We start from the raw sequence: 23,011 nt of genomic DNA on the forward strand, positions 1-23,011 counted from the left end.
ACAACTACCTGTAGGTATGCAATGGAAGACAGATTGGGGACTCCGTGGACGCATGGTGTTCACGATGTTTCTCCTGTTCGCCCTCTACATCGTCTTTATCGGTGTGCTGGCGGTCTACTGGGGGAATCTCCTCGGGATCGTCGTCGTGATGGGGCTGTTCTCGATCGCCCAGCTCTTCTTCAGCGACAAGATGGCCCTCTACAGCATGGGAGCCCGCGTCGTCGATGAAAACGAAGCCCCCGAGCTTCATCGGACGACCGAACGGTTAGCCCAGCAGGCCGATCTCCCAAAGCCACAGATCGCCATCGCCGACACCCGCGTGCCAAATGCGTTTGCGACGGGTCGCAACCAGAAAAATGCGACCGTCGCCGTCACCCAGGGGCTGTTGAACACACTGAACCAAGAGGAGCTTGAGGGCGTCATCGCCCACGAGCTCGCCCACGTGAAAAACCGCGACGTGATGGTGATGACGATCGCCTCGTTCCTCTCGACGCTGGCGTTCATCGTCGTCCGCTGGGGCTGGCTGTTCAGCGGTGACGGCCGGAATCAGGCACCGGTGTACGTGGCGATCATCGCCTCGCTGCTCGTGTGGGTCGTCTCGTTCTTCTTGATCCGCGCGCTGAGCCGGTACCGCGAGTATGCGGCTGACCGCGGGGCGGCGTCGATCACGGGCAACCCCTCGGCGTTGGCCTCCGCGCTGATGAGCATCGATGGCCGGATGGATCGGGTACCGGATGACGACCTCCGCGATCAGGCCGAGATGAACGCCTTCTTCATCATCCCGATCCGCTCGGGCTTTATCGGCAAACTCGCCAGCTCCCACCCGCCGACCGAAAAACGGATCGAGAAGCTCCGTGAACTCGAACGCGAGCAGGAAACGGCCTGAACCGATGACGACCGCCGCGCGGAGCCGCGACGACGACCCTTTTACCGCCGGCGACCAACGATTAGCCATGGGTTTGATGGACACCGTCCGGTCGATCTTCGGCGTTTCCGCCGAGGCTGACGCGACACGGAATGCCGATCCGGAGGATCTGTTCGGGATGTCGACGGCGTATATGACGATGGAGGCCGATCTGGGCTACGAGAATGCGGGGCAGGCCGCGCTCTGCTTTTCGTCGGTCGACAGCACGGATTTCAGCGACACCGTCGATGAGGTGAAGTCGATCCTTGAGGCCGGCGAATCCGACACCGGGACGACGTTTGACACCCACAGCGACGACCACGGCTACAGCTGGGTTGTCCTCGACGACACCGACCCCGAGGATCTGTTGACAACGATCCACTTCGCCGCCGACACGTTCATCGAGCAAGGATACGGCTCCCGACTGCTGGCGGCCGTCTTCGCCTTCGACAAAAGCGGTACCGACCACGCCTACTGGATCTATTCGTTCCGCCGAGGGGCGTACTACCCCTTCGTTCCCGAGGGCGACCACGAGCGCGACAACCAAGCCGAGTTCAAACTCCAGTCGGTGCTGGACGGCGAACTCGACATCGAAGCCGACGAGAGCTACTGGTACCCGCTGTGGCCCGACCGCCCCGGCGGCTACCCGTGGGAGTAACGCGCACAGTAGCCCGGCCATAATTCATATATTGTATGCAGTCCAACGGTATGGTGAGGCATGGCACGAACCACCGCCACCATCCCGGAGGATCTCACCGATCTGATGGACGGAGCCATCAGCGCGGGGATCTTCGAGAACAAAAGCGACGCCATCCGCCACGTCCTCCGCGAATATTTCGAGGAGCACCAGAACGCACGGATCGCGGCGGCGGTCGCGTTGTACGACAGCGGTGAGATCACGCTCGGCACGGCGGCCCGGCTTGCCGATGTCAACCGCTTCGAGATGCGGGACATCCTGCGAGAAGAGGAGGTAGCACTCCGCGTTGGGCCAGAAGATATGGAGGCCGCACGCGAGGAGATCGAGACCGCCCGCAACCTCGAATGACACCGCCGCCGACACACCCGACCGTTCTCAACACCACCGTTTTGTCGAACTTTGCGCAGGTAGATCATGTTGAGTTGCTGGTGGCTCTCCCGCGGGTCGTCACGGTGGAAGCGGTGGACGAAGAGCTCAGCACCGGTGCTGAAACGCATTCCTATATTGACCACGCGCTGGCTGTCCTCGGCGAGGAAATCCCGGTCATCAGCCCTGCGTCGGCGGCAGCACAGATCGAAGCGGAACTGCTCGAATCGCTCGATCCCGGCGAAGCACAGGCGTTGGCCGTGGCAGCGGTCGGGAACGGACTCGTCGTCACCGATGACGGCGACGCACGGACAGCCGCGAAACAGCGCGGCATCGACCTGACCGGCTCCATCGGTGTCCTGGTTCGATCTGTCGGCAACGACCGGCTCTCGGTATCGACGGCTGATAGCTATCTGAAACAGTGGATCGATGACGCCGGGTTCCGGTCGCCCGCACACGATTTCGAACGCTTTCTTGACCGATAGCATCGCAGGGTGAGAGTCGACAACGCGAGACGGCCACAGCAGCACCACATTTCACTTTCACTCCGCTGTTAACGAGGCTTTATATGCGAAAGCGAGCAACGTCAGGACACAATGGCTGAGGATGAACTCGAAACGCTGCCCGGTGTCGGGCCGGCAACCGCGGACAAGCTCGTCGAATCAGGATACGACAACTACCAGAGCATCGCCGTCGCCTCCCCCGGCGAGCTCTCGAATCAGGCCGATATCGGCGACAGCACGGCCAGCGACATCATCAACGCCGCCCGCGACGCCGCCGACGTTGGCGGCTTCGAAACCGGCGAGACGATCCTCGAACGCCGCCAGGAGATCGGTAAGCTCTCCTGGCAGATCGATGAGGTCGACGACCTGCTCGGCGGCGGGATGGAAACCCAGTCGATCACCGAGGTCTACGGCGAGTTCGGCGCGGGCAAATCCCAGGTGACCCACCAGATGGCCGTCAACGTCCAACTCCCCCACGAGCAGGGCGGGCTCCGCGGGTCGGCGATCTTCGTCGACACCGAGGACACGTTCCGCCCCGAGCGGATCGACGACATGGTACGCGGCCTCGACGACGAGATCCTCCAGGCAACCTTAGAGGATCGGGAGATGGAGGGCTCGATCGACGACGAGGAGACGATGGAAGCACTCGTCGCCGACTTCCTCGATCGGATCCACGTCGCCAAGGCGTTCAACTCCGACCACCAGATCCTGCTGGCCGAGAAGGCCAAAGAGCTCGCCGGCGAACACGAGGACAGCGAGTGGCCCGTCCGGATGGTCTGTGTCGACTCCCTGACCGCCCACTTCCGCGCGGAGTACGTCGGCCGCGGCGAGCTCGCCGAACGCCAACAGAAGCTGAACAAACACCTCCATGACCTGATGCGGATCGGCGATCTCTACAACACCTCGATTCTCGTCACCAACCAAGTTGCCTCCAACCCTGATTCGTACTTCGGCGATCCGACCCAGCCGATCGGCGGCAACATCCTTGGCCACACCTCCACGTTCCGGATCTACCTCCGGAAATCGAAAGGTGACAAGCGGATCGTCCGGCTTGTCGACGCGCCGAACCTCGCCGACGGCGAGGCCGTCATGCGCGTCCAGAATGAAGGCCTGAAACCCGAGTAACGCCACCGATTCTCGATTGTTACGCCGGTGTCCCGTATCGCTCGCAGTGACAACCACGGTCACCCTTCACCGCGCTGTCGCGTGCCCGCACCGTCACCGGTGACTGGCAGGAAGACGCAATCTCCAGATGAAACGATCGTGGCTGGCGGGGAAACATCCGTTTCGTTCCACGGCAGAAATCGGTTCGTCCAGCGACCGTCTGCGACCTTATATGCATATTATTTGATCCTATATTTGACGCTCGTATATAATTTGGATGTTATTTCTTGAATTGTCAACGGATACCATTATATATGTCGGCTCCATGAGCTACGATCGTGATTCAGAGCACAAACACACGGCGTGATCACAAAATGACCATGAATTGTAAACCAAGCACACGCAGTTCAACGGAGCAACCACAATGACAGAGCTAGCCACAGCAGTCGAAGCGATCAACAACACCTGGATCCTGACAGTATCGTTCCTGATCTTCTTCATGCACGCGGGCTTCGCCATGCTCGAAGCCGGGCAGGTTCGGTCGAAGAACGTCGCCAACCAGCTTACGAAAAACATGCTGACGTGGGCGGTCGGCGTCACCGTGTTCTTCCTGATCGGCACCGGCTTTACCAGCCTCGTGACCGGTGGCGGCTTTGCGCCGGCGGCCGGTGCTGGCGGCTACGTCAGCTGGTTCTACGGAGCAGTCTTTGCGATGACGGCTGCGACGATTGTCTCAGGGGCGGTTGCCGGACGCGCAAAGCTCCGCGCGTACGTCACCTACACCTTCCTGCTGGCCGCGGTGATCTACCCGATGGTCATCGCGATGACGTGGTCGGCACCCGGTGCAGGGCTCGTCGAGCAGATTACCGGCACCGCCTTCGCCGACTTCGCGGGCGGGACGATCGTCCACGGGATGGGCGGGGTCGCCGGCCTCACGGCCGCCGCGATCCTCGGCCCGCGGATGGATCGCTACGCCGAGGATGGCTCACTGAACGTTATCCCCGGTCACTCGATGACCTTCGCCGTTCTCGGCACGCTAATGTTGTGTTTCGGCTGGTACGGCTTCAACGTCGGCACCGCCGGCGCCTTCGATCTCGGCACCGGTGCCAACTCGCTGAGCCTCATCGTCATGACAACGACGATCGCCATGGCGACCGGCGCGATCGGCGCGGCCGGCGTTGCCTACCTCAAAGCCGGCAAGGTCGATACGCTGTACACGGCCAACGGGATGCTCGCCGGGCTGGCCGGCATTACCGCGATTCCGAACACCACCTCCTGGTGGGGCGCCATCGTTGTTGGCCTCATCGCCGGTGCCCAGCTCCCGATCGTCTTCGAGTTCGTCTCCGAGAAGCTCAAGATCGACGACGTCTGTGCGGTCTTCCCCGTCCACGGTAGTGCTGGTATCCTCGGCACGCTGATGATGCCGTTCGTTGCGGTGCCGGGTGCGGTCGACTCGGTCGCCAATCAGTTCATCGCCCAACTCGTCGGTGTCGTCATCATCTGTGGCTGGACGCTCACCGCGACCGCGATCATCTGGTACGCGTTCAAAGCGATGGGCGAGGCACGTGTCACCCCCGACCACGAACAGGACGGCCTCGACATCGCCGAACACGGCGTCGAGACCTACCCCGAGTTCGGTGGCGACCGCGTTGCCACCGACGGCTTCGGCCCAACTGACGACGACGAGATCCGCACCGACGGCGGTAGCGACGACCACGAGATCCGCACCGACGGCGGCGAGGATCCCGATCTGAAGATGGTGTTCTCGGTCGTCCGCCCGGAGAAACTCGGTGACGTGAAGAAAGCCCTCGCCGAGGTCGGCGCGCCCTCGCTGACGGTCACAAACGTCTCCGGTCGTGGCAGCCAGCCCGCCAAGAAGGGGAGCTGGCGCGGCGAGGAGTACACGGTCGATCTCCACCAGAAGGTCAAAATCGAGTGTGTCGTCGCCGATGTCGACGCCGAGGAGGTTGCCACCGCGATCAAGGAGGCCGCCAACACCGGTGAGCCGGGCGACGGCAAGATCTTCGTGCTCGATGTTGAGGACGCGATCCAGATCCGCACCGGCAAGGAGGGCACCGAAGCGGTCTGATCGACAGCTGCCGACACACCGCTGACTGATTTCACCACACCAAGCCCACCGAATCCGACGACACTCCTGGTAGTTCACCTGGCAGGATTCTGTCCTGTCGTCCCTTTTCACGACTCGATCGTCCCGAAAAGCGGCAGCACTCGAATAGCTGCCGTCAGACAGCCGCCCGCACCGATGAGTTGTCGATAGCCACAAGTTCAGGGAGCGAAAACGCTCGGTATGAACCACGAGCAGTCACGCGAGCTGTACGGCCGGGCACTCTCGGTGTTGGCCGGCGGTGTCAACTCCTCGGTGCGGGCGACGAAACCGTACCCATTCTTCATCGAGCGCGGCGACGGTGCCCACGTCGTCGACGCCGACGGCAACAAATACATCGACTATGTGATGGGGTATGGCCCGCTGCTGTACGGCCATGATCTGCCGGAGCCGGTCGCCGCAGCGATCCAGTCGCATGCCGCCGACGGGCCAATGTACGGCGCGCCAACCGAGATCGAGGTCGAACTCGCGGAGTTCGTCGCCCGCCACGTCCCGAGCGTCGAAATGCTGCGGTTTGTCAACTCCGGCACCGAGGCAACCGTCTCGGCGGTCAGACTCGCCCGCGGCCACACCGGCCGCGACAAGATCGTCGTCATGCAGGGTGGCTACCACGGTGCTCAGGAATCGACGCTCGTCGAGGGCGACGCCGACAACCCACAGCCCTCAACCGCGGGCATCCCTGAAGAATTCGCCAAACATACCCTCCCGATCCCGTTTAATGATCCCGCGGCCGCCGAAGCGGTCTTCGAAGAGCACGGCGACGATATCGCGGCCGTCCTCACCGAACCGATCCTTGGCAACATGGGGATCGTCATGCCCGTCGACGGCTTCCACGACACCCTCCGAGAGCTCTGCGACGATCACGGCTCGCTGCTCATCTTCGATGAAGTGATCACCGGCTTTCGGGTCGGCGGCCTCCAGTGTGCCCAAGGCAAATTCGGTGTGACGCCGGATCTGACGACGTTCGGCAAGATCGTCGGCGGCGGGTTCCCGGTTGGGGCGATCGGTGGCCGCGCCGAGCTCATCGAGCAGTTCGCGCCCTCCGGGGAGGTGTTCCAGTCGGGAACGTTCTCCGGGCATCCGGTGACGATGGCGGCCGGGCTGGCAAACCTGGAGTACGCCGCCGAAAACGATGTCTACGACCACGTCAACAGCCTCGGCGAGCAGCTCCGGAGCGGACTCCGGGATATCCTGGCCGATCAGGCCCCGGAATACACCGTCGTCGGGGCCGACAGCATGTTCAAGGTGATCTTTACCCGTGATGGCGCGACCGATCGGGGCGGGGAGTGTGGCGCGGGCTGTCGACAAGATCCGGACTGTCCACACTACGATCACTGCCCGAAGACCGGCGCGGACGTTGCCGACGCCGACACCGAGCGGTGGGAGCGGCTGTTCTGGCAGGCGATGAAAGAGCAGGGCGTCTTCCTGACGGCCAACCAGTATGAATCGCAGTTCATCTCCGATGCCCACACCGAGGCCGACATCGAGGAAACCCTTGCCGCCTACGCCGAGGCGCTGTAGGTCGCTGCCGGAACTGATGGGCTTTTAGACGGTGAGCCCAGAGAGGGCTGTATGTCATCAGCCACGACCGTCAGACTCGCAACGCGGGGCTCGGATCTCGCCCGCCGGCAGGCGACGACGGTCAAATCCACGCTCGACTCCCGTCGCCGGGAGGTGACGCTCACCGAGGTCGACACCCGGGGCGACCAGATCCGCGATGAGCTGATCCACCGCCTCGGGAAAACCGGCGCGTTCGTCCGCGCCCTCGACGAGAAGGTGCTTGACGGCGACCTCGATGCAGCAGTGCACTCCCTGAAAGATATGCCAACGGAGATGCCAGCCGAGCTTGTCGTCGCCGCCGTCCCCGAACGCGTCCCGTCCGGCGATGTGCTCGTCACGCCCGATGGCCGCGATCTCGACGACCTCCCGGAGGGCGCGATCGTCGGCACAAGCTCGCTCCGGCGGAAGGCCCAACTGCTGGCCGCTCGCCCGGATCTGGAGATCGTTGCCCTCCGCGGCAACGTCGACACCCGCCTCGAAAAGCTGCTCGCGCCATCGTTGCAGCGGGAACACCAGGCGCGACTCGAAGCGGTCGGCAAACTTGACGACATCGTCGGCGATGCGGCCGCTGTCGACGACGGCGACAACGCTACCGACGATGACAACGCCAACGACGCTGACGCCGACAGCGAGGACTACGACCGCTCACCCGAGGAGTGGTTCAACGATCGCACCGATCTCGAACGCGACGCGATGGGCCGGAAGGTCGACACCGAGATGGATGCAATCGTCCTCGCGGAGGCCGGCCTGCAGCGCAGCGACCTGCTTGAGAGCGTCCCAACCCACCGGCTGCCCAGAGAGCAGTTCGTCCCCGCACCCGGCCAGGGCGCGATCGCGGTCACCGCCGTCGATAGTGAGGTAATCGACCAGCTTCGGGAGGTCGTCGATCACCCCCGCAGTCGGATCGAAACAACCGCCGAGCGAACGGTGTTGGCCGAGCTCGGCGGGGGCTGTATCGCGCCGATCGGGGTCAACGCGATTCTGCAAGGGGAATACGTCCACACGCGCGTGCAAGTGCTCGGCCCCGAGGGCGAGGAGACAGTCGAGGCAACGCGGAATCTCCCGGTCACCGACCACGCCGATGCGGCCGCCGATTTCGCCGCCGAGCTGCGCGAGCGAGGGGCTGCCGAGCTGATCGACGCCGCCGAAGCCGACGCGGCCACAAGCGACCCTGGGACACAGGAGGACGATGGCTGACGTGCCAGCGACGGTCTATCTCGTCGGGAGCGGCCCCGGCGATCCGGAGCTTCTGACCGTGAAGGCAAACCGCCTGCTGTCGGATGCCGATGTCGTCCTCCACGACAAGCTTCCCGGCCCGGAGATCCTTGAAGCGATCCCCGAACACAAACGCGAAGACGTGGGCAAACGCGCCGACGGCGAGTGGACGCCACAGGAGTACACCAACCGCCGGCTCGTCGAACTCGCCGAGCAGGGCAAAACCGTCGTCCGGCTGAAGGGTGGCGACCCCTTCGTCTTCGGCCGCGGCGGCGAGGAGATGGAACATCTCGCGGCCAACGAGATCCCCTTCGAGGTCGTTCCTGGGATCACCTCCGCGACCGGCGCCCCCGGTGTCGCCGGGGTGCCGCTGACCCACCGCGATCACGTCTCCAGTGTCTCCTTTGTCACCGGCCACGAGGATCCAAGCAAGGATGAATCGGCCGTCGACTGGGAGGCACTGGCCGACACCGGCGGGACGCTCGTCGTGTTGATGGGTGTTGGAAAGCTCCCGCTGTACACACAGGCATTGCGGGATGCCGGGATGGCTCCGGAAACACCGGTCGCACTCGTCGAGCGGGCGACGTGGCCGGAGATGACCGTCGCCACCGGCACCCTTGATTCCATCGTTGAGGTACGCGACGAGGTCGGGATCGAACCGCCGGCGATCACCGTGATCGGCGACGTGGCTGCGACACGGGCGGAGGTTGTCGACTTTCTGTTGAACCGGAGCGACGACCAGCAGACGAGGGCCACCAACCGATGAGCCAGGAGGTCCGCGTGGCCGTCTTCCGGCCCGACGATGACCGCCTGACCGACGCCGTCGGACTCCTTGATTCGCTCGGCGCGACACCGATTGCTGATCCGATGCTCGAAATCGAGCCGACCGGTGCGGTACCACAATCAGATGCCGACTACGTCGTTTTCACGAGCAAAACCGGTGTCGAGCTCGCCGCCGAGGCGGGCTGGCAGCCCGGCGACGCGACGCTTGTCAGCATCGGCTCGGGGACGACCGCCGCCGCCACCAACGCCGGCTGGACGGTCGACCGCGAGCCCGACACCTACAGCTCCGCTGGCCTCGTTGAGCTGTTGGCCGACGATGTTGCCGACAGCCACGTCAACGTCGCCCGCAGCGATCACGGCAGTCAGGTGTTACTGGATGGCCTCGCCGACGCTGGCGCGAACGTGACCGAAACCGTTCTCTACCGCCTGGTTCGCCCGGCTGATGCCGGCGAGAGCACCGAATTGGCGGCTAACGGAGAACTTGAGGCGGTCGCATTCACCTCCTCACTGACGGTCGAACACTTCCTCGATGCGGCTGCCGATCGCGGCCTCCGGGATGCCGCCATCGATGGGCTCGATGGGGCTGTTGTCGGCACGATCGGCGAGCCGACCCGGGAGACCGCCGTCGACCACGGGATCGATGTCGACATCGTCCCCGAGGAAGCGACCTTCGAGGCGTTAGCAACCCGGGTTGTTGAGGCAGCGGCACCCAGTTACACCGAGTGATCGGACGCGATCGGGAGCCGGAGGCTTATATCCGATACCGCACAACCCACAGTCGATGGCTTCGAGCCCCGTTCCCGAACTCGCCGAGCCGGCGGCCGCCTGCGCCGAGCGGCTGCTGGCGGCCGACAGCGTGGTGCTGGCCTCGCATATCGACGCCGACGGGCTGACGAGTGCCGCCATCGCGGCGGCCGCACTCGAACGCGCGGGGATTCGTTTTGAAACTATGTTTGCCAAACAGCTCGACGAGGAGGAGATCGCCGCGATCGCCGCAACCGACCACGACACCGCGTTGTTCACCGATTTCGGGAGCGGACAGCTCGATATCATCGCCGACCACGAGGCTGCCGGCGATTTTACTCCCGTCATCGCCGATCACCACCAACCGGCCGACGCAACGACCGAGTTCCATCTTAACCCGCTGTTGTATGGGCTCGACGGCGCGACCGAACTCTCGGGAGCCGGTGCAACGTACGTTCTCGCACGCGCGTTAGGAACGACCAAGTCGGCGACGGACGGCGCGACCCGCTCGGCAACAGACGGCGGCGTAACCGCCGACGCGACAGCGACCGATGAGCCGGGCCAAGACAACCGCGATCTCGCGGCTCTCGCGGTCGTCGGCGCGGTCGGCGATCGGCAGTCCGGCGTCGACGGGCTGACCGGCGCAAACGAGGGGATCGTCGAGGAGGGGGTTGCTGCCGGCGTCGTCGAGGCCGGCACCGACATCACCCTCTACGGCAAGCAGACCCGGCCGCTGCCGAAGCTGCTGGAGTACGCCACCGAGGCCCGAATCCCGGGGATCTCAAACGACACCGCTGGGGCGATCAAGTTTCTCTCCGAGTTGGATCTCCAGCTCGAAACCGACGACGGCTGGCGGTGTTGGGTCGATCTCACCGATGAGGAACGACAGACGCTGCTCAGCGCGCTGATCCAGCGCGCGGTTGCCAGCGGCGTCCCGGCCGATCGGATCGACGATCTCGTCGGGACGAGCTACCAGCTGGCCGCTGAGGAGCCCGGCACCGTCCTGCGGGATGCCAGCGAGTTCTCGACGCTGTTGAACGCGACCGCCCGGTACGAGCGCGCGGATGTCGGGCTGGCGGTCTGTCTCGGCGACCGCGAGGAAGCCTTCGAGCAGGCCCGAACGCTGCTCCGAAACCACCGAAAGAATCTCTCACAGGGTGTCGACTGGGTTACAAGCGAAGGCGTCACCACCGAGGACAACATCCAGTGGTTCGACGCCGGCAACGAGATTCGGGCGACGATCGTCGGCATCATCGCCGGTATGGCCATCGGCGAATCGGGGGTACGCCGCGATCAGCCGATCATCGGGTTCGCCGAGGACTCCGACGAGGAGATCAAGGTCTCCGCACGCGGGAACCACGCGCTCACCGCCGAGGGGCTGGATCTCTCGGTTGTGATGCGAGATGCCGCCCGCGCGGTTGATGGCGACGGCGGCGGCCATGACGTGGCAGCCGGGGCAACGATCCCGGCCGGGAAACAATCAGCGTTCGTCGCTGTTGCTGACGAGATTGTTGGCGAGCAACTGTCGTCGTAAGGAATTATTGGCCGCCGATGTCGCGAAACATCACGCGGTAGTCGTCGGCCGACAGCGTGTCGGCGAGATCAAGCAGTTCGTCATCAAGGGCTTCGAGGCGATCGAGTAGCTCGTCGTACTCGTCGCTGGCTTCGAGTTCGGAATCGGATTTCTGTGATTCAAGCAGCGCGCGCTTTGAGGCCAGCGACGCCGCCTCCTGTAGCAGATCGCCATACTCAGATCGGGTGAATAGCGTGTCGACGGCTTCCATCAGCTCATCCCGCGTGACGGGTTTGAGGATGTAGAGATCGAAGCCCATGTCGATGATATCGAAGTCGGGCTCAACACCGGTGACCATCGCCACTCGGCACTCCATCTCTTCGTCCTCGATAACGTCGAGAACGACTTCCCCAGGTTCGTCCGGGAGCCGCCGATCCAGAAGGACGGCGTCGATCGAGTCCGGTAGCTCCTCGCCATCCGGGGCGGTCTCACCGTGAAGCACATCGATAGCTTCCGCGGCGGTCGTCGTGGTAACGACGGTGTACTCCGGTTCGAGGAACTTGTTGTAGAGATGGGTGACGGTCGGATCGTCCTCAACCACGAGGATCGTTTCGTCGCTCATCGTCGGCCCACCCACGGCTCCATCCCGGTATGATCGGCCGGTCGGACGCTATCCACCCGCATATGTGTTGTGAGGCTCATGACGCAGCATAAATCCGTGTCAGACAGTCGTCTGACGGCTCTGGGCATGTATGGATGTTTCAGAGAAATAAAGGTATGCACTGCGGCCGGTGGAGGCTCCGGAGCCGGTGGGCTCATTTAGGGGGCGGTCGTATGGCTCCGCATGCCAGAGACAGTACAAACCGGCGTCGACGGCCTCGATTCGATTCTCGGCGGTGGGATCGTCAACAACGCGACCGTCCTCGTCAGCGGCAATCCCGGGACGGGGAAGAGTCTCTTCGGGATCAACTACCTGTACTCGGGTGTCGTCGACCACGACGAACGCGGGATCTACATCTCCTTTGAGGAAAACGCCGAGGATATCAAGATGGCCGCCGAGTCGATCGGCTTCGATCGGTTTGGTGAGCTTGTCGACAACGAGGACATCAAGATCTACGACAAACGCGAGATGCTGCAGGACGGCAACTTCAGCGAAACGATGGATCGACTGCTTGAGGTGTTTACCGAGGAAGACTACGATCGGCTCGTCTTGGACTCGCTGACGATGTTTCAGCTGTTTTTCGAGGACGAACGCGAGAAACGCACCTACCTGCTGAAGTTCTCGGATATCCTCAAACAACACGGCCTGACCTCGCTGTTGATCAACGAACAGGGGGCGGTGTTTCCCGACACCGAGATCGGCCTCGAAAACTTCCTCACCGACGGCAACATCTACTTCATCCAGACGCCGACCGACTCCGGGGTGAATCGGTACGTCTGGGTGGCCAAGATGCGAAAACAGGATATCGACACCGACATCTTCCCGATGGAGATCAGCGACGGCGGGATCACAGTCTACGAGAAGGCAAGCGGCTTTTCGATGATGGCTGGGGAATCCGGCCCCGGCGACGACGGGCCGTCGTTTTGAGAAGCCCTAATTCGACATCGTCCGCCAGACATCGTCGAGTTTGTTTTTGACCGCCGATCGTTCGGCGATATCGACGGAGACACCCCCATCGAAGTTGACCTCGACCTTGTCGACGTTCCGGCGGTAGACCTTGATTCGGCGGTGTTCATCCGACAGCGGCCGATCATGGAGCGTCAACAGATCGGCGTCGGTGAGTTCATCGATCCGCCGGTAGCAGGTGGCGATTGGCACGTCAAGTTCGTCGCTGAGGTCTTGAGCGGATTTCGGCTCGGTTGTCGCCGACAGGATGTCCGTGTTGTACTTGTTGCCAAGCACCTCGATAAGCTCATCCGATGCCATTCTGTGATAATTACCGGTGACTGGGTAAAAAGCGTATCGGTGGCCGGTATGACGGGTGCGACGATCGGCGGCTATCACAGCTAATAGTCACGGTTGAGTTAGGTGAGGGATCACAGGAAGTCGTCCGCTGACCGGTACCGTGCGTGTGATCGGTGTCAGCGGTAGCAACTGTCACGCACAGGGCTTACCGGCTGTATCGACCGATAACTATCGTGTTGGGGGAGGCGCATTCCGGAGGCAAACTGTCGTTAGTTTTAACACCATAGCCATCTAACGTAACGATATCAGACTGGAGTGCGGGCGGTATCCAGTCGGGGGAACACACCATGTTCAGCACAGCAAGCAGGGGTCAAGTGGGGATCGGTACCCTCATCGTGTTCATCGCGATGGTCTTAGTCGCAGCTATCGCTGCGGGGGTTCTGATCAACACCGCTGGACTCCTCCAGGCGCAAGCACAGTCCACAGGTGAAGAAACGACGGCACAGGTTAGTGATCGGATAGCGATCGGTGAAGCGGTTGGCTATGATACAAGCTCGTCCACTGGGACGGACGCAGGAAAGATCGATACCATAAATGTCTCAATGCGGCTGGCAGCCGGTGCTGATCCGATCAATCTAAGCGAGGCATCGTACACCCTTGACACTGACGGGAGTGCAAGAGTTATTAGCGGTGTGAATTCGAGTGATCCGTTAACGTTCTATCAGGTACAGGGCTTTGATGAGAAACCACTGATCCTAGCAGATCAAAACGATCTCATGGTTGTCCAATTTAACCTTAATGACACTTCCGGCAATAGTAATGGGATAGAGGGTATCAACGCTATCGAAGATGGTGATGATATAACAATCATCGTGCAGGCTCCGGCAGGTGGGAGCACCTACGCTACCCTGAAGGCACCACGGCGGATCAACCAAGGCGAATCTTACATCCTCTCCTAAGTCCTGTTTCTCCCGCTGGATCAGTTTCCAACTTTGATTCCAATGTGGCTGCACCCTGTTTGCGGCACCACTGTTTGATAGATAGCAGAACTAATCCAATGTTGTGACGTAGTGAGTTGGGTTATTTCGACTATTCTCTCCCCATGAGAGCAACAACTCACCATCATTCTGTTTCGATTACATTATTCTCAGAAAAGATAATTTGAAGACCATTTTTATGTGACTCCTCGGTTGATGTTCAGGTAACGCCTGCCCTGTTCCGGGTCAGGCAAGTCACACTATGTTCGAGTCAGCCACCCGAGGTCAGGTCGGCATCGGGACGCTCATCGTGTTTATCGCGATGGTACTGGTCGCGGCGATCGCGGCTGGTGTCCTCATCAACACCGCCGGCCTCCTCCAAGCACAAGCACAGCAAACCGGCGAGGAAACAACTGCCGAGGTCAGCAACATCGTCCAGATCAATCAGGTGATCGGCGAAGACACCACCCCCGACGGGCGGATCGATATCCTCAACGCAAGCGTCCGGCTCGCCTCCGGCTCCGATCCGGTCAACCTGAGTGAGGTCTCCTATACGGTCGAAACAAACGGGAGTGCGACCGTCATCAATGGGAACAACCAGACAAACAACGCGGTCTCGCTGTTCCAAGAACAGAGTCTTGAGGATGGGACAAGCATCCTCTCGGAGCAGGAGGATCTCATGGTCGTCCAGTTCGATCTGGCAGAATCGTCCGAGCTGGATCCGCTTGGAGAGTCTGATACAATCACCCTCGTCGCGCAGGCCCCCGCGGGCGGGAGTACATACAAACAGCTCCAAGCACCCCGCCGGATCAAGGACGGTAACTCGTACATCCTCTGATGAGGCAATAGGTCGAATCGCCGGGGCTGACTTGTTGTGGGTAGATCTACTCGTGATCGGTGGTTGATCGATTGAACCATCGGCGTAATCCGAGATATTATTACTCCAAGACATAGTATAGCAGCCATATCACCGTCATTTTTATTATCATGTACCGACAAAGGTAGCCTAACGTCTGACCTTCAGTGGGTTCAGGCGGGGTCAACCATGTTCAGCACAGAACGCCGCGGCCAGGTAGGGATAGGTACGCTCATCGTGTTCATCGCGATGGTGTTAGTGGCTGCGATAGCCGCTGGCGTGCTTATCAATACCGCTGGCCTCCTGCAAGCACAGGCTCAACAGACAGGCGAAGAGACCACCGCCGAGGTGAGTAATGTTATTCAGATCGGTTCAGTTGTTGCAAAAGATACCGGTTCTGGTAATGGCAAACTTGATCAAATAAATGCAAGTATCCGTCTTGCGTCGGGAGCCGACCCGATTAACGTGAGTAAGGCGTCATACACGTTAGCCACGGCCGGGAACGCATCGGTGATCAGCGGCAATCCAGATGAAAGTGATGTGCTTGATAGCATCACTGAAAAACAGGGGGATGTGGATAACAAAATCATCGCCGACCAGGAAGATTTGGTTATCGTCAGCTTTGATCTTTCGGCCGGCAGCTCCAATCTCCAACCACTCAAGGCTAATCAGGAGTTGGAAATAATCGCTCAAGCCCCCGCGGGCGGAAACACATACCGGTCACTCACGGCACCACGCCGAATCAAGGATGGTGAATCCTACATCCTCTAAGATACCTGCGGCTCACAACCCACCGTCGCGACGTGGGTGGAACACACTACGGTAGCATCGGCACGCCCGGTGCCGGCTACTGTATATGGGTTTGGTACGCTTGCGCCCGGACACTCTCGTTCTGGGCTTTTCTGAGAGAACACAAAACTCGCTACTGCCAAGAGTAGCGTCAGGCCTGGTCGTTGCTGGTTTGTGACTTACTGTTGGCTGCGTAGATAGTCACTTCAAATTGTACTATTATCAGGACAGATAATTTGGTAGTCATTTTTATACCGATCCACTGTCACCGTTTCAGTACCGTCTGGTCCAATTACGGGCTCAGGCGTACCAAACCATGTTCAACACAGACGACCGAGGTCAGGTGGGGATCGGAACACTCATCGTGTTCATCGCGATGGTTCTGGTCGCAGCGATCGCGGCCGGTGTTCTGATCAACACTGCAGGCCTCCTACAAGCACAAGCACAGCAAACAGGTGAAGAGACGACTGCTGAAGTCAGTAATGTCGTCCAGTTTGGAGAGATTGTCGGGATCGAAGACGACGGTGACGACCAGATCGAAACGCTGAATGCGACGCTTCGACTGGCGTCGGGCTCTGATGCGATAAATGTCAGCCAGGCGTCGTACACGATCTCGAGTCCTGAAGGGAATGCAACAGTCGTGAGCGGAAACGAAAACTCAAACGGGGCGATCACTCTCAGCTCGAAACAGAGTTTGGAGCCTGGTGCCCAGATCCTCGCAGAACAGGAGGATCTAATGGTTGTCACAATCGAGCTTGACGACCAGAACGGCATCGAACCGCTTAATTCCTCAGAACGAGTCCGGATTGTCGCGCAGGCTCCCGCTGGCGGGAACACGTACACGGAGCTGAAGACACCACGCCGGATCTTCGACAACGAGTCGTACATCCTCTAAGCTGACCTCGATCCTTTCCCCATTTTTTATCGAACAGCCTGATAGCAGCGGCGTTGTGCCGACCGACTACGATCGACAACCCTCGGTCGCCACGACAACAATTATTACGATCGTGGGAATTGGACATCGTATGGATCGACGACGACTCCTAATGGCCGGAAGCACAGCGGTCACAGCCGGACTTGCTGGCTGCAGCGGCCTGCTTGGTGGTGGTGGCTCTGAGGACGAGGAACCCGCACAACCAGAGATCACTCGCATCGGGATCGAGATTACCGGTGGGCAGGGACAGGTCACTGGTACAATCTCGAATCCGACTGATAGTCGTGTGACCCTCGATCTGTTCGTTCGTATCTATTCGAGCGTAGACTCTCCTGGAACGCTACAGGATCAGAGTCCGGAGGAAGAGCTCGATCGACCTGACATTGGTATTCCAGCAGGTGAGGACGGTGGTATTTTTCTTTCTATCCCGGAGGTGATTACAGTCAGCCGTCTCAGTGATAATCTCGAGGCTGCGCTTGTTGAGGCCGGTGAGACGCCAGCCGAAAGCGATTATCGGTGGTACGGCCCCGATGCTGCCACGCTCAACGGAGAGGGCCAGTAGCAACCTTGCTGAGTAGTCGGCCACGACGCGACGGCCTGATCGGTGGAATATTCACGCGAGGTGAGGACAACACTCTTTATCATACCGACGGAACGCATCGATATGAGCTCGGATGATCCAGAAGACGATCTCCAAGAGAAAGGGATTCTTGCGCCCGACGAGCTCGATATCAGCGATCATCCGAAGGTCGAATCGCTCTCGGAGGGCCGGTACGTCGTCTCGGCGGAGGGGACACCAGACAGCCCGGAGGCTGCGCAAGGCGACCAGTCGAGCGCTGAGAAGACACAGCTACCGGCGAGTGAAACGGACGCAGACGACGCGGCCGACGAGGACGACACCGAAGTCGACGAGGACGAGATCGACGACACCGACGACAGTGGTCAGGAACCGACGACCGATAGCGATGAAAGCGAGTCCGGTTCCGAACCGCCAGCTGAGAGATCGGATGACACCGACGACGGGGAGACAGCCGAGCCGCCAGCCGTCGAGTTAACCCAACAGACGGTTAGCCAGTTTCTCGCGGAGTCGCTGACCTCGACCGAGACCTCCTATGGGTTCGATGCCACGGTCAACATCGAAGGGAACGTCAAGCGCGGGCGGATGAGCTCCGACGATGTTGCCGAAACCTTGGAGGGCCTGTTGCGGTGGTACGCCGAACAGACAACCGACGAGATGGAGCCGGAGGCCGCCCTCGGGATCATCCTTGCCGGCAGCACACTTGAGGTCGAGTATCCGGTACAGAGCGTCTACGCGATGCTCAAGCGGTATGAACTGGAGCCGGATGACTCGATCAGTGAGCTGCTGGCGGCGATCCGCGAGGAGGGATCGTTCACCGTCCCACCATCAGACAGCCGGTGATCGGCCGCGGTTCCTTTCAGACATGATAGCTATAGGGGAGCGTTTATATTACCTCGGGTGTCCTATGTTCGATATATGGCAAAGCGTGTGATGATCGCTGACGACTCGGAGTTCATGCGGAACCTGCTCCGGGAGATACTCGAAGACGACTTCGAAATCGTCGGGGAAGCCGAAAACGGCGTCGAGGCGGTCGACCTCTACGAGCAAGAGGAGCCCGACATCGCCATGATGGATATCGTCATGCCGATCCGCGATGGGATCGAGGCCACAAACGAGATCACAAACAACTACGACGACGCCAAGGTGATCATGTGTACCAGCGTCGGCCAAGAGGAGAAGATGAAGCAGGCGATCAAGGCCGGCGCGTCGGGATACATCACCAAACCGTTCCAGAAACCGAACGTCCTCAACGAGATCAACGACGTCATCCCAGCCTAGCATGAAGGTCGATATCCGCGAGCTGGGGCAGTTCAACCACCTCGCGTCACAGGGCGCCGAGCGCGCCGCGGAGTCGCTGTCGCAGCTCGCGGGCGTCCAGATGGATGTCGATGTGACAGACGTGAGTCTCGTCACCGAAAACGTGCTCGCAGAGACGTTCACCGACCGATCGTTTGTCGGCGTCGAACTCGGGCTCGAAGGCGGGCTCGAAGGCGAAACCGTCCTGGCCTTCGAGCGCGAGCGCGCGATGAAACTTCAAGACCTCCTCATGGACGTCACCGACAACGCCGACTCCGAGGAGCGGCTGGCGAAAAGCAGCGTGACTGAGCTTGGCAACATCATGATCGGCGGCTTCATCGACGGCTGGGCGAACCATCTCGGGACGGCAATCAACATGACGCCGCCGCGGTACACCGAAGCCAACGGGCCGCGCATCCTCCCGGATCAGGCCATCGAGGCCGCAAAAAACCACGGCGTGTTCCTCTTCGAGAGCAAGCTGACCGGGATGGATGTCGATCTTGATTTCTCCCTGTATATGTTGCCGGAGTACCGGCAGTTCGTCCAACTGCTGTCGGGCAACGATCAGGGCAACCAGATCCCGGTTAACCGACTCAGCACCTTCGAGGAGCTGGCAAAGGAGGGGGCTGGCAACGCCGCCGACCAGATCGGGATGATGACCGGCCTCGACACCAACGTCGACGTGAGCCGACTGCGGTTTGTCCCGCTGGCCGGCGTGCCGAAACAGGTCGGCAACGACCAGTTTGTCGGCGTCGTCTTCGAGCTCACCGGGCTCCCCAGCGGCTATCTCGTCGTCTTGTTCGGCGAGGACTCCGCGACAACGATCGCGAATGCGATGATGCCCGGCGGTGGGACGGAAGATGAGATCGGTGAGATGACCGAAGGCGCGATCAAGGAGCTCGGCAACATCATGACCAGCGGCTTTATCGATGGGTGGGCGAATGTCCTCCAGACAAGCATCGAACACTCCCCGCCAAACTTCGTCCACGACATGGGCGAATCCATCATGAGCCCCGTTGTTGGCAAGCTCGGCCAACAACAGGATTACGCCTTTGTCATCGATTCGACGATCGAGATCGACGGCAACACGGGACAATGCGACATCTACGCACTACCCAACGAGCGAGAACTCGCCCGTGCGCTGTCGGCACTGCCGGCGCGGGACTAATCGCCAGGAGGATCGCGTGACACGGGATCGGCGGCGCGCTGACAGTCCGCCAACGAAACAGGTCGGCATCGCGGAGTACGCCGTGGTAACCGATAACACACGACTGTCGACCAGTGGGGTCGGCTCCTGTCTTGGGATCGTGCTCCGGGATTCGTTCAACGACGTATCCGGGCTGATCCACGTCATGCTGCCGACAGCCGCCGAGAGCCGCGACGGCAACCCCGCGAAGTTCGTCGACACGGGGCTTCCGCTGTTGATCGAGGAGATGGTCGAGGCGGGTGCAAGCAAACGCCGGCTGGAGGGGTGGGTCGTCGGCGGCAGCGAGATGCTGTCGTTTTCATCGGACAGCGACAGCATCGGGAGCCGCAACATCGCCGCCGCAAAACGGGCCTTCGAGCATTACGGGATCGATGTTGCGGGGACTGATGTCGGCGGCAACCACGGGCGATCGATCCGCTTCGATCCGGCGCGTGAGTCGGTGGTGATCCAGACGGCCGACGACAACACGACACAGACGATCTAATGCCGTGTAGAAATATCAGTTGTGATATGTGTCTGACGGGAACTATCAATGATGAGAGTTAAATGGGTGGTTTCAAGTGTATCGGTGGTGATAAACCGTTACAATGGGTCTCGGAATCGCACTCCTCGTCGCAGCACCCACGGTTGAGATCGGCTCTCAGTTGGGGGGAGCGCTCTCGGTGTGGGCTGTGACGACCGCAACCATCGGCTTGGTCGGGGCGAGCATCATCGACCGCATCCTCGAAGGCGAGGAAGAAGCCGGTGGGGGCGGCGGCGACGGGGGTATGGACGGCGACCTTGGTGGGGGAATGGACGATGACCTTGGCGGCGGGATGGACGATGATCTCGGCGGGATGGGTGACGATCTCGGCGGTGGGATGGACGATGACTTCGGCGGTGGGATGGATGACGACTTCGGTGGGATGGACGATGACTTCGGCGGTGGCGGTGGCGATTTCGGTGGCGGTGGCGGCGGCAACACCGACGAGATCGCCCACCAGGTCGAGGAGCTAGAAACTGAGGTCTCGGATCTCTCCTCGACAGTTGGCACCATCCGCGAGGAGAACACCGAGATCAGCGAACGCGTCGAGGAGGTCGAAGAGGATGTCCGCAATCTGCTTGACATCTACGAGATGGTGACCCGTGGCATCAACCCCTTCGTCGACGACGGCGGCGGTGGTGGCGGTGCCGGCGGGTTCGGCGGTGGCGACGGCGACGGCGGTGGCCTCGGCCTCTTCGACGATGACGAGGACGGCGAGGCCGAGGATGTCGACGACTCGGTGATGGATGCCGACGCCGACGGCTTCTTTGACGACGAACTGACCGAAGAGGAGATCGAGGCCGAGGATATGGATGACGACGCCGACGAGATGGGCGAGAGCTTAGACGAGATGGGGGAAGGCGATTTCGCCGATGATCTCGACGGTGACGACGAAGGGTTTGCCGACGATCTCGACGACGAGGACGACTTCGCCGAGGATCTCGATGACGACGAGGCAGGGTTCGAAGATGACCTTGACGACGGTGATGGTGGGTTCGAGGATGACCTCGACGGCGAAGATGACTTTGGTGATGACCTCGAAGGAGATGCAAGTGATCAAGATATGTCCGGCGAAAAATCATTCAGCGAGCTAAAAAACGAGTACGACTCCGGTGATGCAGAATGGGCCGACGAAGACGAGATCGATGACGAGGAGGCGGACGAGATCGATGACGAGATGGAGGCGGACGCCGACTCCGAGGCGTTCGACGAGAGTTTCGAGGACGAGGACGACGCCTTCGATGACGAGGACGACGCCGCCTTTGAGGAGGGCTTTGACGAGGACGACGAGGCCCTCGATGACGGCGAGGATGTCTTCGACGAGGACGATGGCGGCTTCGACGAGGACGACGATACCTTCGGCGATGAGTTCGGCGGCGACACAGAGCCAGCCGACGCCGCAGAAACACCGGAGTCCGATCCCAGCGAATCGGCCCAACAACAAGCAGCCGGACAACAACAGATGGACGACCAACAGACCCAACAAGAGCAACAGCAGGCGGCCGGACAACAGTCACAAACAGCTGACGAACAGGCCCGCGGTGGCCACGAGGAGGCCGGCGGCTCACGGCCGCTGTCACCGATCCAAGAGCGCGGTGCGGGTGACTTCGAGTACGTCACCTCCGATCACCTCTCGACGGCCCGCGAGAAGCCCTACCTCACGACACTGCCGAGCGATTACCTCGGCGATCTCGTGATCATGGAGTGGCTGGAATTCCTCGTCGATGAGTCGACGGTGACCGACGCCGCACGCGCGGTCAACTACTACGAGCGCATCGAGTGGGTCGATCCGGCTGTCGCCGACCATCTCCGGTCGTTCCTCTCCGGGTTCGGCAACGTCGATCGCAACAAGATCGACCGCCCCGGCACCGAGTACCTGACCCGAGAACACCACATCCACAGCCTCAAATACATCATGCAGCTCAACGGCACCACCGCGACATCGGTCATTATCGACCGCTGGGACAGCTTTACCCCAGACAACAATGGGTTTTAGCGTCAGTGCCGCGACCGCGGTCATCTTCGCCGGGCTGTTTTTAGCCCTTGGTATATTCTACCCAGCAATGGCCAACAGCTACGAGCGCGTGCAGACGGCTGATGCCAATCAGGCGGATCGGGCATTGGAGCAGGCGAATACCGATATTCAGCTCGACAGTACCACGATCAATAACATACCAGCCGGAGGCAGTGAGGTGGTTGTCACACTCACCAATAACGGCTCGACATCACTGACGGTTTCGGAGACCGATCTCCTGATTAACGGCACCTACATACAGCGGAGCGAACTAAATACAGAAGTTGACACTGATGCAAGTACCGACCTCTGGCTGCCTGGTGAAACCCTCGATATCACGTACGATACGTCTGGAACGGTTAATCGCGTTCGGGTTGTCACCGAACACGGTGTGGCTGTTTCGGAGGATGTCTAA

At 60.8% G+C, this 23,011-nt stretch carries 25 protein-coding genes; 23 read left to right on the forward strand and 2 right to left on the reverse strand.

Features of this window, described 5'->3' with window-relative positions; all coding sequences use genetic code 11:
- Positions 1-16 precede the first annotated feature (16 nt).
- The 11 genes from htpX to HKK80_RS08250 all read left to right on the forward strand — a co-directional run bounded on the left by htpX (position 17) and on the right by HKK80_RS08250 (position 11,535).
- Positions 17-886 carry a zinc metalloprotease HtpX gene (htpX, locus tag HKK80_RS08200; RefSeq protein ID WP_411799121.1) on the forward strand — a complete coding sequence of 290 codons (870 nt, stop codon included), beginning with the start codon at positions 17-19 and terminating at the stop codon, positions 884-886.
- Positions 887-953: 67 nt separating this feature from the next.
- A complete protein-coding gene (gene pspAB, locus HKK80_RS08205) occupies positions 954-1,562 on the forward strand; it encodes a PspA-associated protein PspAB (RefSeq protein ID WP_411799122.1) in 609 nt (202 codons plus the stop codon).
- Positions 1,563-1,622: 60 nt separating this feature from the next.
- Positions 1,623-1,949, forward strand: a complete 327-nt coding sequence (locus HKK80_RS08210) for a UPF0175 family protein (RefSeq protein WP_411799123.1) — start codon at positions 1,623-1,625, stop codon at positions 1,947-1,949.
- 80 nt (positions 1,950-2,029) lie between these two features.
- Positions 2,030-2,452: a twitching motility protein PilT gene (locus HKK80_RS08215; protein WP_411799124.1), complete on the forward strand. Its 423-nt coding sequence runs from the start codon at positions 2,030-2,032 to the stop codon at positions 2,450-2,452.
- Between the two features lie 111 nt (positions 2,453-2,563).
- Positions 2,564-3,595, forward strand: coding sequence for a DNA repair and recombination protein RadA (gene radA / locus HKK80_RS08220; protein ID WP_411799125.1), 1,032 nt, complete (start codon positions 2,564-2,566; stop codon positions 3,593-3,595).
- Positions 3,596-3,998: 403 nt separating this feature from the next.
- Positions 3,999-5,663 (forward strand): ammonium transporter, encoded by a 1,665-nt coding sequence (locus HKK80_RS08225; RefSeq protein WP_411799126.1) that lies wholly within the window; start codon positions 3,999-4,001, stop codon positions 5,661-5,663.
- Positions 5,664-5,882: 219 nt separating this feature from the next.
- Complete coding sequence (gene hemL, locus HKK80_RS08230) at positions 5,883-7,220, forward strand: glutamate-1-semialdehyde 2,1-aminomutase (protein WP_411799127.1); 1,338 nt, start codon at positions 5,883-5,885, stop codon at positions 7,218-7,220.
- Positions 7,221-7,271: 51 nt separating this feature from the next.
- The gene (gene hemC / locus HKK80_RS08235) at positions 7,272-8,456 is read left to right on the forward strand and encodes a hydroxymethylbilane synthase (protein WP_411799128.1); all 1,185 of its coding nucleotides are present in this window, start codon (positions 7,272-7,274) and stop codon (positions 8,454-8,456) included.
- Positions 8,449-9,240: a uroporphyrinogen-III C-methyltransferase gene (gene cobA, locus HKK80_RS08240; protein ID WP_411799129.1), complete on the forward strand. Its 792-nt coding sequence runs from the start codon at positions 8,449-8,451 to the stop codon at positions 9,238-9,240. The genes hemC and cobA overlap by 8 nt, the downstream gene beginning before the upstream one ends.
- Positions 9,237-9,983, forward strand: a complete 747-nt coding sequence (locus HKK80_RS08245; RefSeq protein ID WP_411799130.1) for a uroporphyrinogen-III synthase — start codon at positions 9,237-9,239, stop codon at positions 9,981-9,983. The genes cobA and HKK80_RS08245 overlap by 4 nt, the downstream gene beginning before the upstream one ends.
- 55 nt (positions 9,984-10,038) lie before the next feature.
- The gene (locus tag HKK80_RS08250) at positions 10,039-11,535 is read left to right on the forward strand and encodes a DHH family phosphoesterase (protein ID WP_411799131.1); all 1,497 of its coding nucleotides are present in this window, start codon (positions 10,039-10,041) and stop codon (positions 11,533-11,535) included.
- Between the two features lie 4 nt (positions 11,536-11,539).
- Here the strand turns inward: HKK80_RS08250 and HKK80_RS08255 are convergent, their stop codons facing one another.
- Complete coding sequence (locus HKK80_RS08255) at positions 11,540-12,136, reverse strand: HalX domain-containing protein (RefSeq protein ID WP_411799132.1); 597 nt, start codon at positions 12,134-12,136, stop codon at positions 11,540-11,542.
- A gap of 222 nt (positions 12,137-12,358) precedes the next feature.
- Here HKK80_RS08255 and HKK80_RS08260 point away from each other — a divergent pair, with 222 nt between their 5' ends.
- Positions 12,359-13,102: an RAD55 family ATPase gene (locus tag HKK80_RS08260; protein WP_411799133.1), complete on the forward strand. Its 744-nt coding sequence runs from the start codon at positions 12,359-12,361 to the stop codon at positions 13,100-13,102.
- A 6-nt stretch (positions 13,103-13,108) separates the two neighbouring features.
- Here HKK80_RS08260 and HKK80_RS08265 read toward each other — a convergent pair whose 3' ends face one another.
- Positions 13,109-13,441, reverse strand: a complete 333-nt coding sequence (locus HKK80_RS08265; protein ID WP_021041328.1) for an ArsR/SmtB family transcription factor — start codon at positions 13,439-13,441, stop codon at positions 13,109-13,111.
- A gap of 386 nt (positions 13,442-13,827) precedes the next feature.
- On the opposite strand from HKK80_RS08265, the gene HKK80_RS08270 reads away from it, so the two are divergent.
- The 11 genes from HKK80_RS08270 (at position 13,828) to HKK80_RS08320 (ending at position 23,011) form a co-directional block, all read left to right on the forward strand.
- A complete protein-coding gene (locus HKK80_RS08270; RefSeq protein ID WP_411799161.1) occupies positions 13,828-14,379 on the forward strand; it encodes a hypothetical protein in 552 nt (183 codons plus the stop codon).
- A gap of 280 nt (positions 14,380-14,659) precedes the next feature.
- On the forward strand, positions 14,660-15,235 hold the full coding sequence (locus HKK80_RS08275) for an archaellin/type IV pilin N-terminal domain-containing protein (protein WP_411799134.1): 576 nt from the start codon (positions 14,660-14,662) through the stop codon (positions 15,233-15,235).
- A gap of 267 nt (positions 15,236-15,502) precedes the next feature.
- Entirely contained in the window at positions 15,503-16,024 is a 522-nt protein-coding gene (locus tag HKK80_RS08280) for a hypothetical protein (RefSeq protein WP_411799162.1), read from the forward strand.
- A 334-nt stretch (positions 16,025-16,358) separates the two neighbouring features.
- Positions 16,359-16,937 carry an archaellin/type IV pilin N-terminal domain-containing protein gene (locus tag HKK80_RS08285; RefSeq protein ID WP_411799135.1) on the forward strand — a complete coding sequence of 193 codons (579 nt, stop codon included), beginning with the start codon at positions 16,359-16,361 and terminating at the stop codon, positions 16,935-16,937.
- A gap of 130 nt (positions 16,938-17,067) precedes the next feature.
- Positions 17,068-17,538: a hypothetical protein gene (locus tag HKK80_RS08290; RefSeq protein WP_411799136.1), complete on the forward strand. Its 471-nt coding sequence runs from the start codon at positions 17,068-17,070 to the stop codon at positions 17,536-17,538.
- Between the two features lie 102 nt (positions 17,539-17,640).
- Complete coding sequence (locus HKK80_RS08295; protein ID WP_411799137.1) at positions 17,641-18,396, forward strand: hypothetical protein; 756 nt, start codon at positions 17,641-17,643, stop codon at positions 18,394-18,396.
- A gap of 75 nt (positions 18,397-18,471) precedes the next feature.
- A complete protein-coding gene (gene cheY / locus HKK80_RS08300) occupies positions 18,472-18,834 on the forward strand; it encodes a chemotaxis protein CheY (protein WP_411799138.1) in 363 nt (120 codons plus the stop codon).
- Between the two features lies 1 nt (position 18,835).
- Positions 18,836-20,020, forward strand: a complete 1,185-nt coding sequence (locus tag HKK80_RS08305) for a chemotaxis protein CheC (protein WP_411799139.1) — start codon at positions 18,836-18,838, stop codon at positions 20,018-20,020.
- A 16-nt stretch (positions 20,021-20,036) separates the two neighbouring features.
- Entirely contained in the window at positions 20,037-20,543 is a 507-nt protein-coding gene (locus tag HKK80_RS08310) for a chemotaxis protein CheD (protein ID WP_411799140.1), read from the forward strand.
- A 103-nt stretch (positions 20,544-20,646) separates the two neighbouring features.
- Entirely contained in the window at positions 20,647-22,578 is a 1,932-nt protein-coding gene (locus tag HKK80_RS08315) for a FlaD/FlaE family flagellar protein (RefSeq protein ID WP_411799141.1), read from the forward strand.
- Entirely contained in the window at positions 22,568-23,011 is a 444-nt protein-coding gene (locus HKK80_RS08320) for a hypothetical protein (protein WP_411799142.1), read from the forward strand. The genes HKK80_RS08315 and HKK80_RS08320 overlap by 11 nt, the downstream gene beginning before the upstream one ends.

This window comes from Halonotius sp. F2-221B, assembly GCF_046719765.1.
Lineage (GTDB): Archaea > Halobacteriota > Halobacteria > Halobacteriales > Haloferacaceae > Halonotius.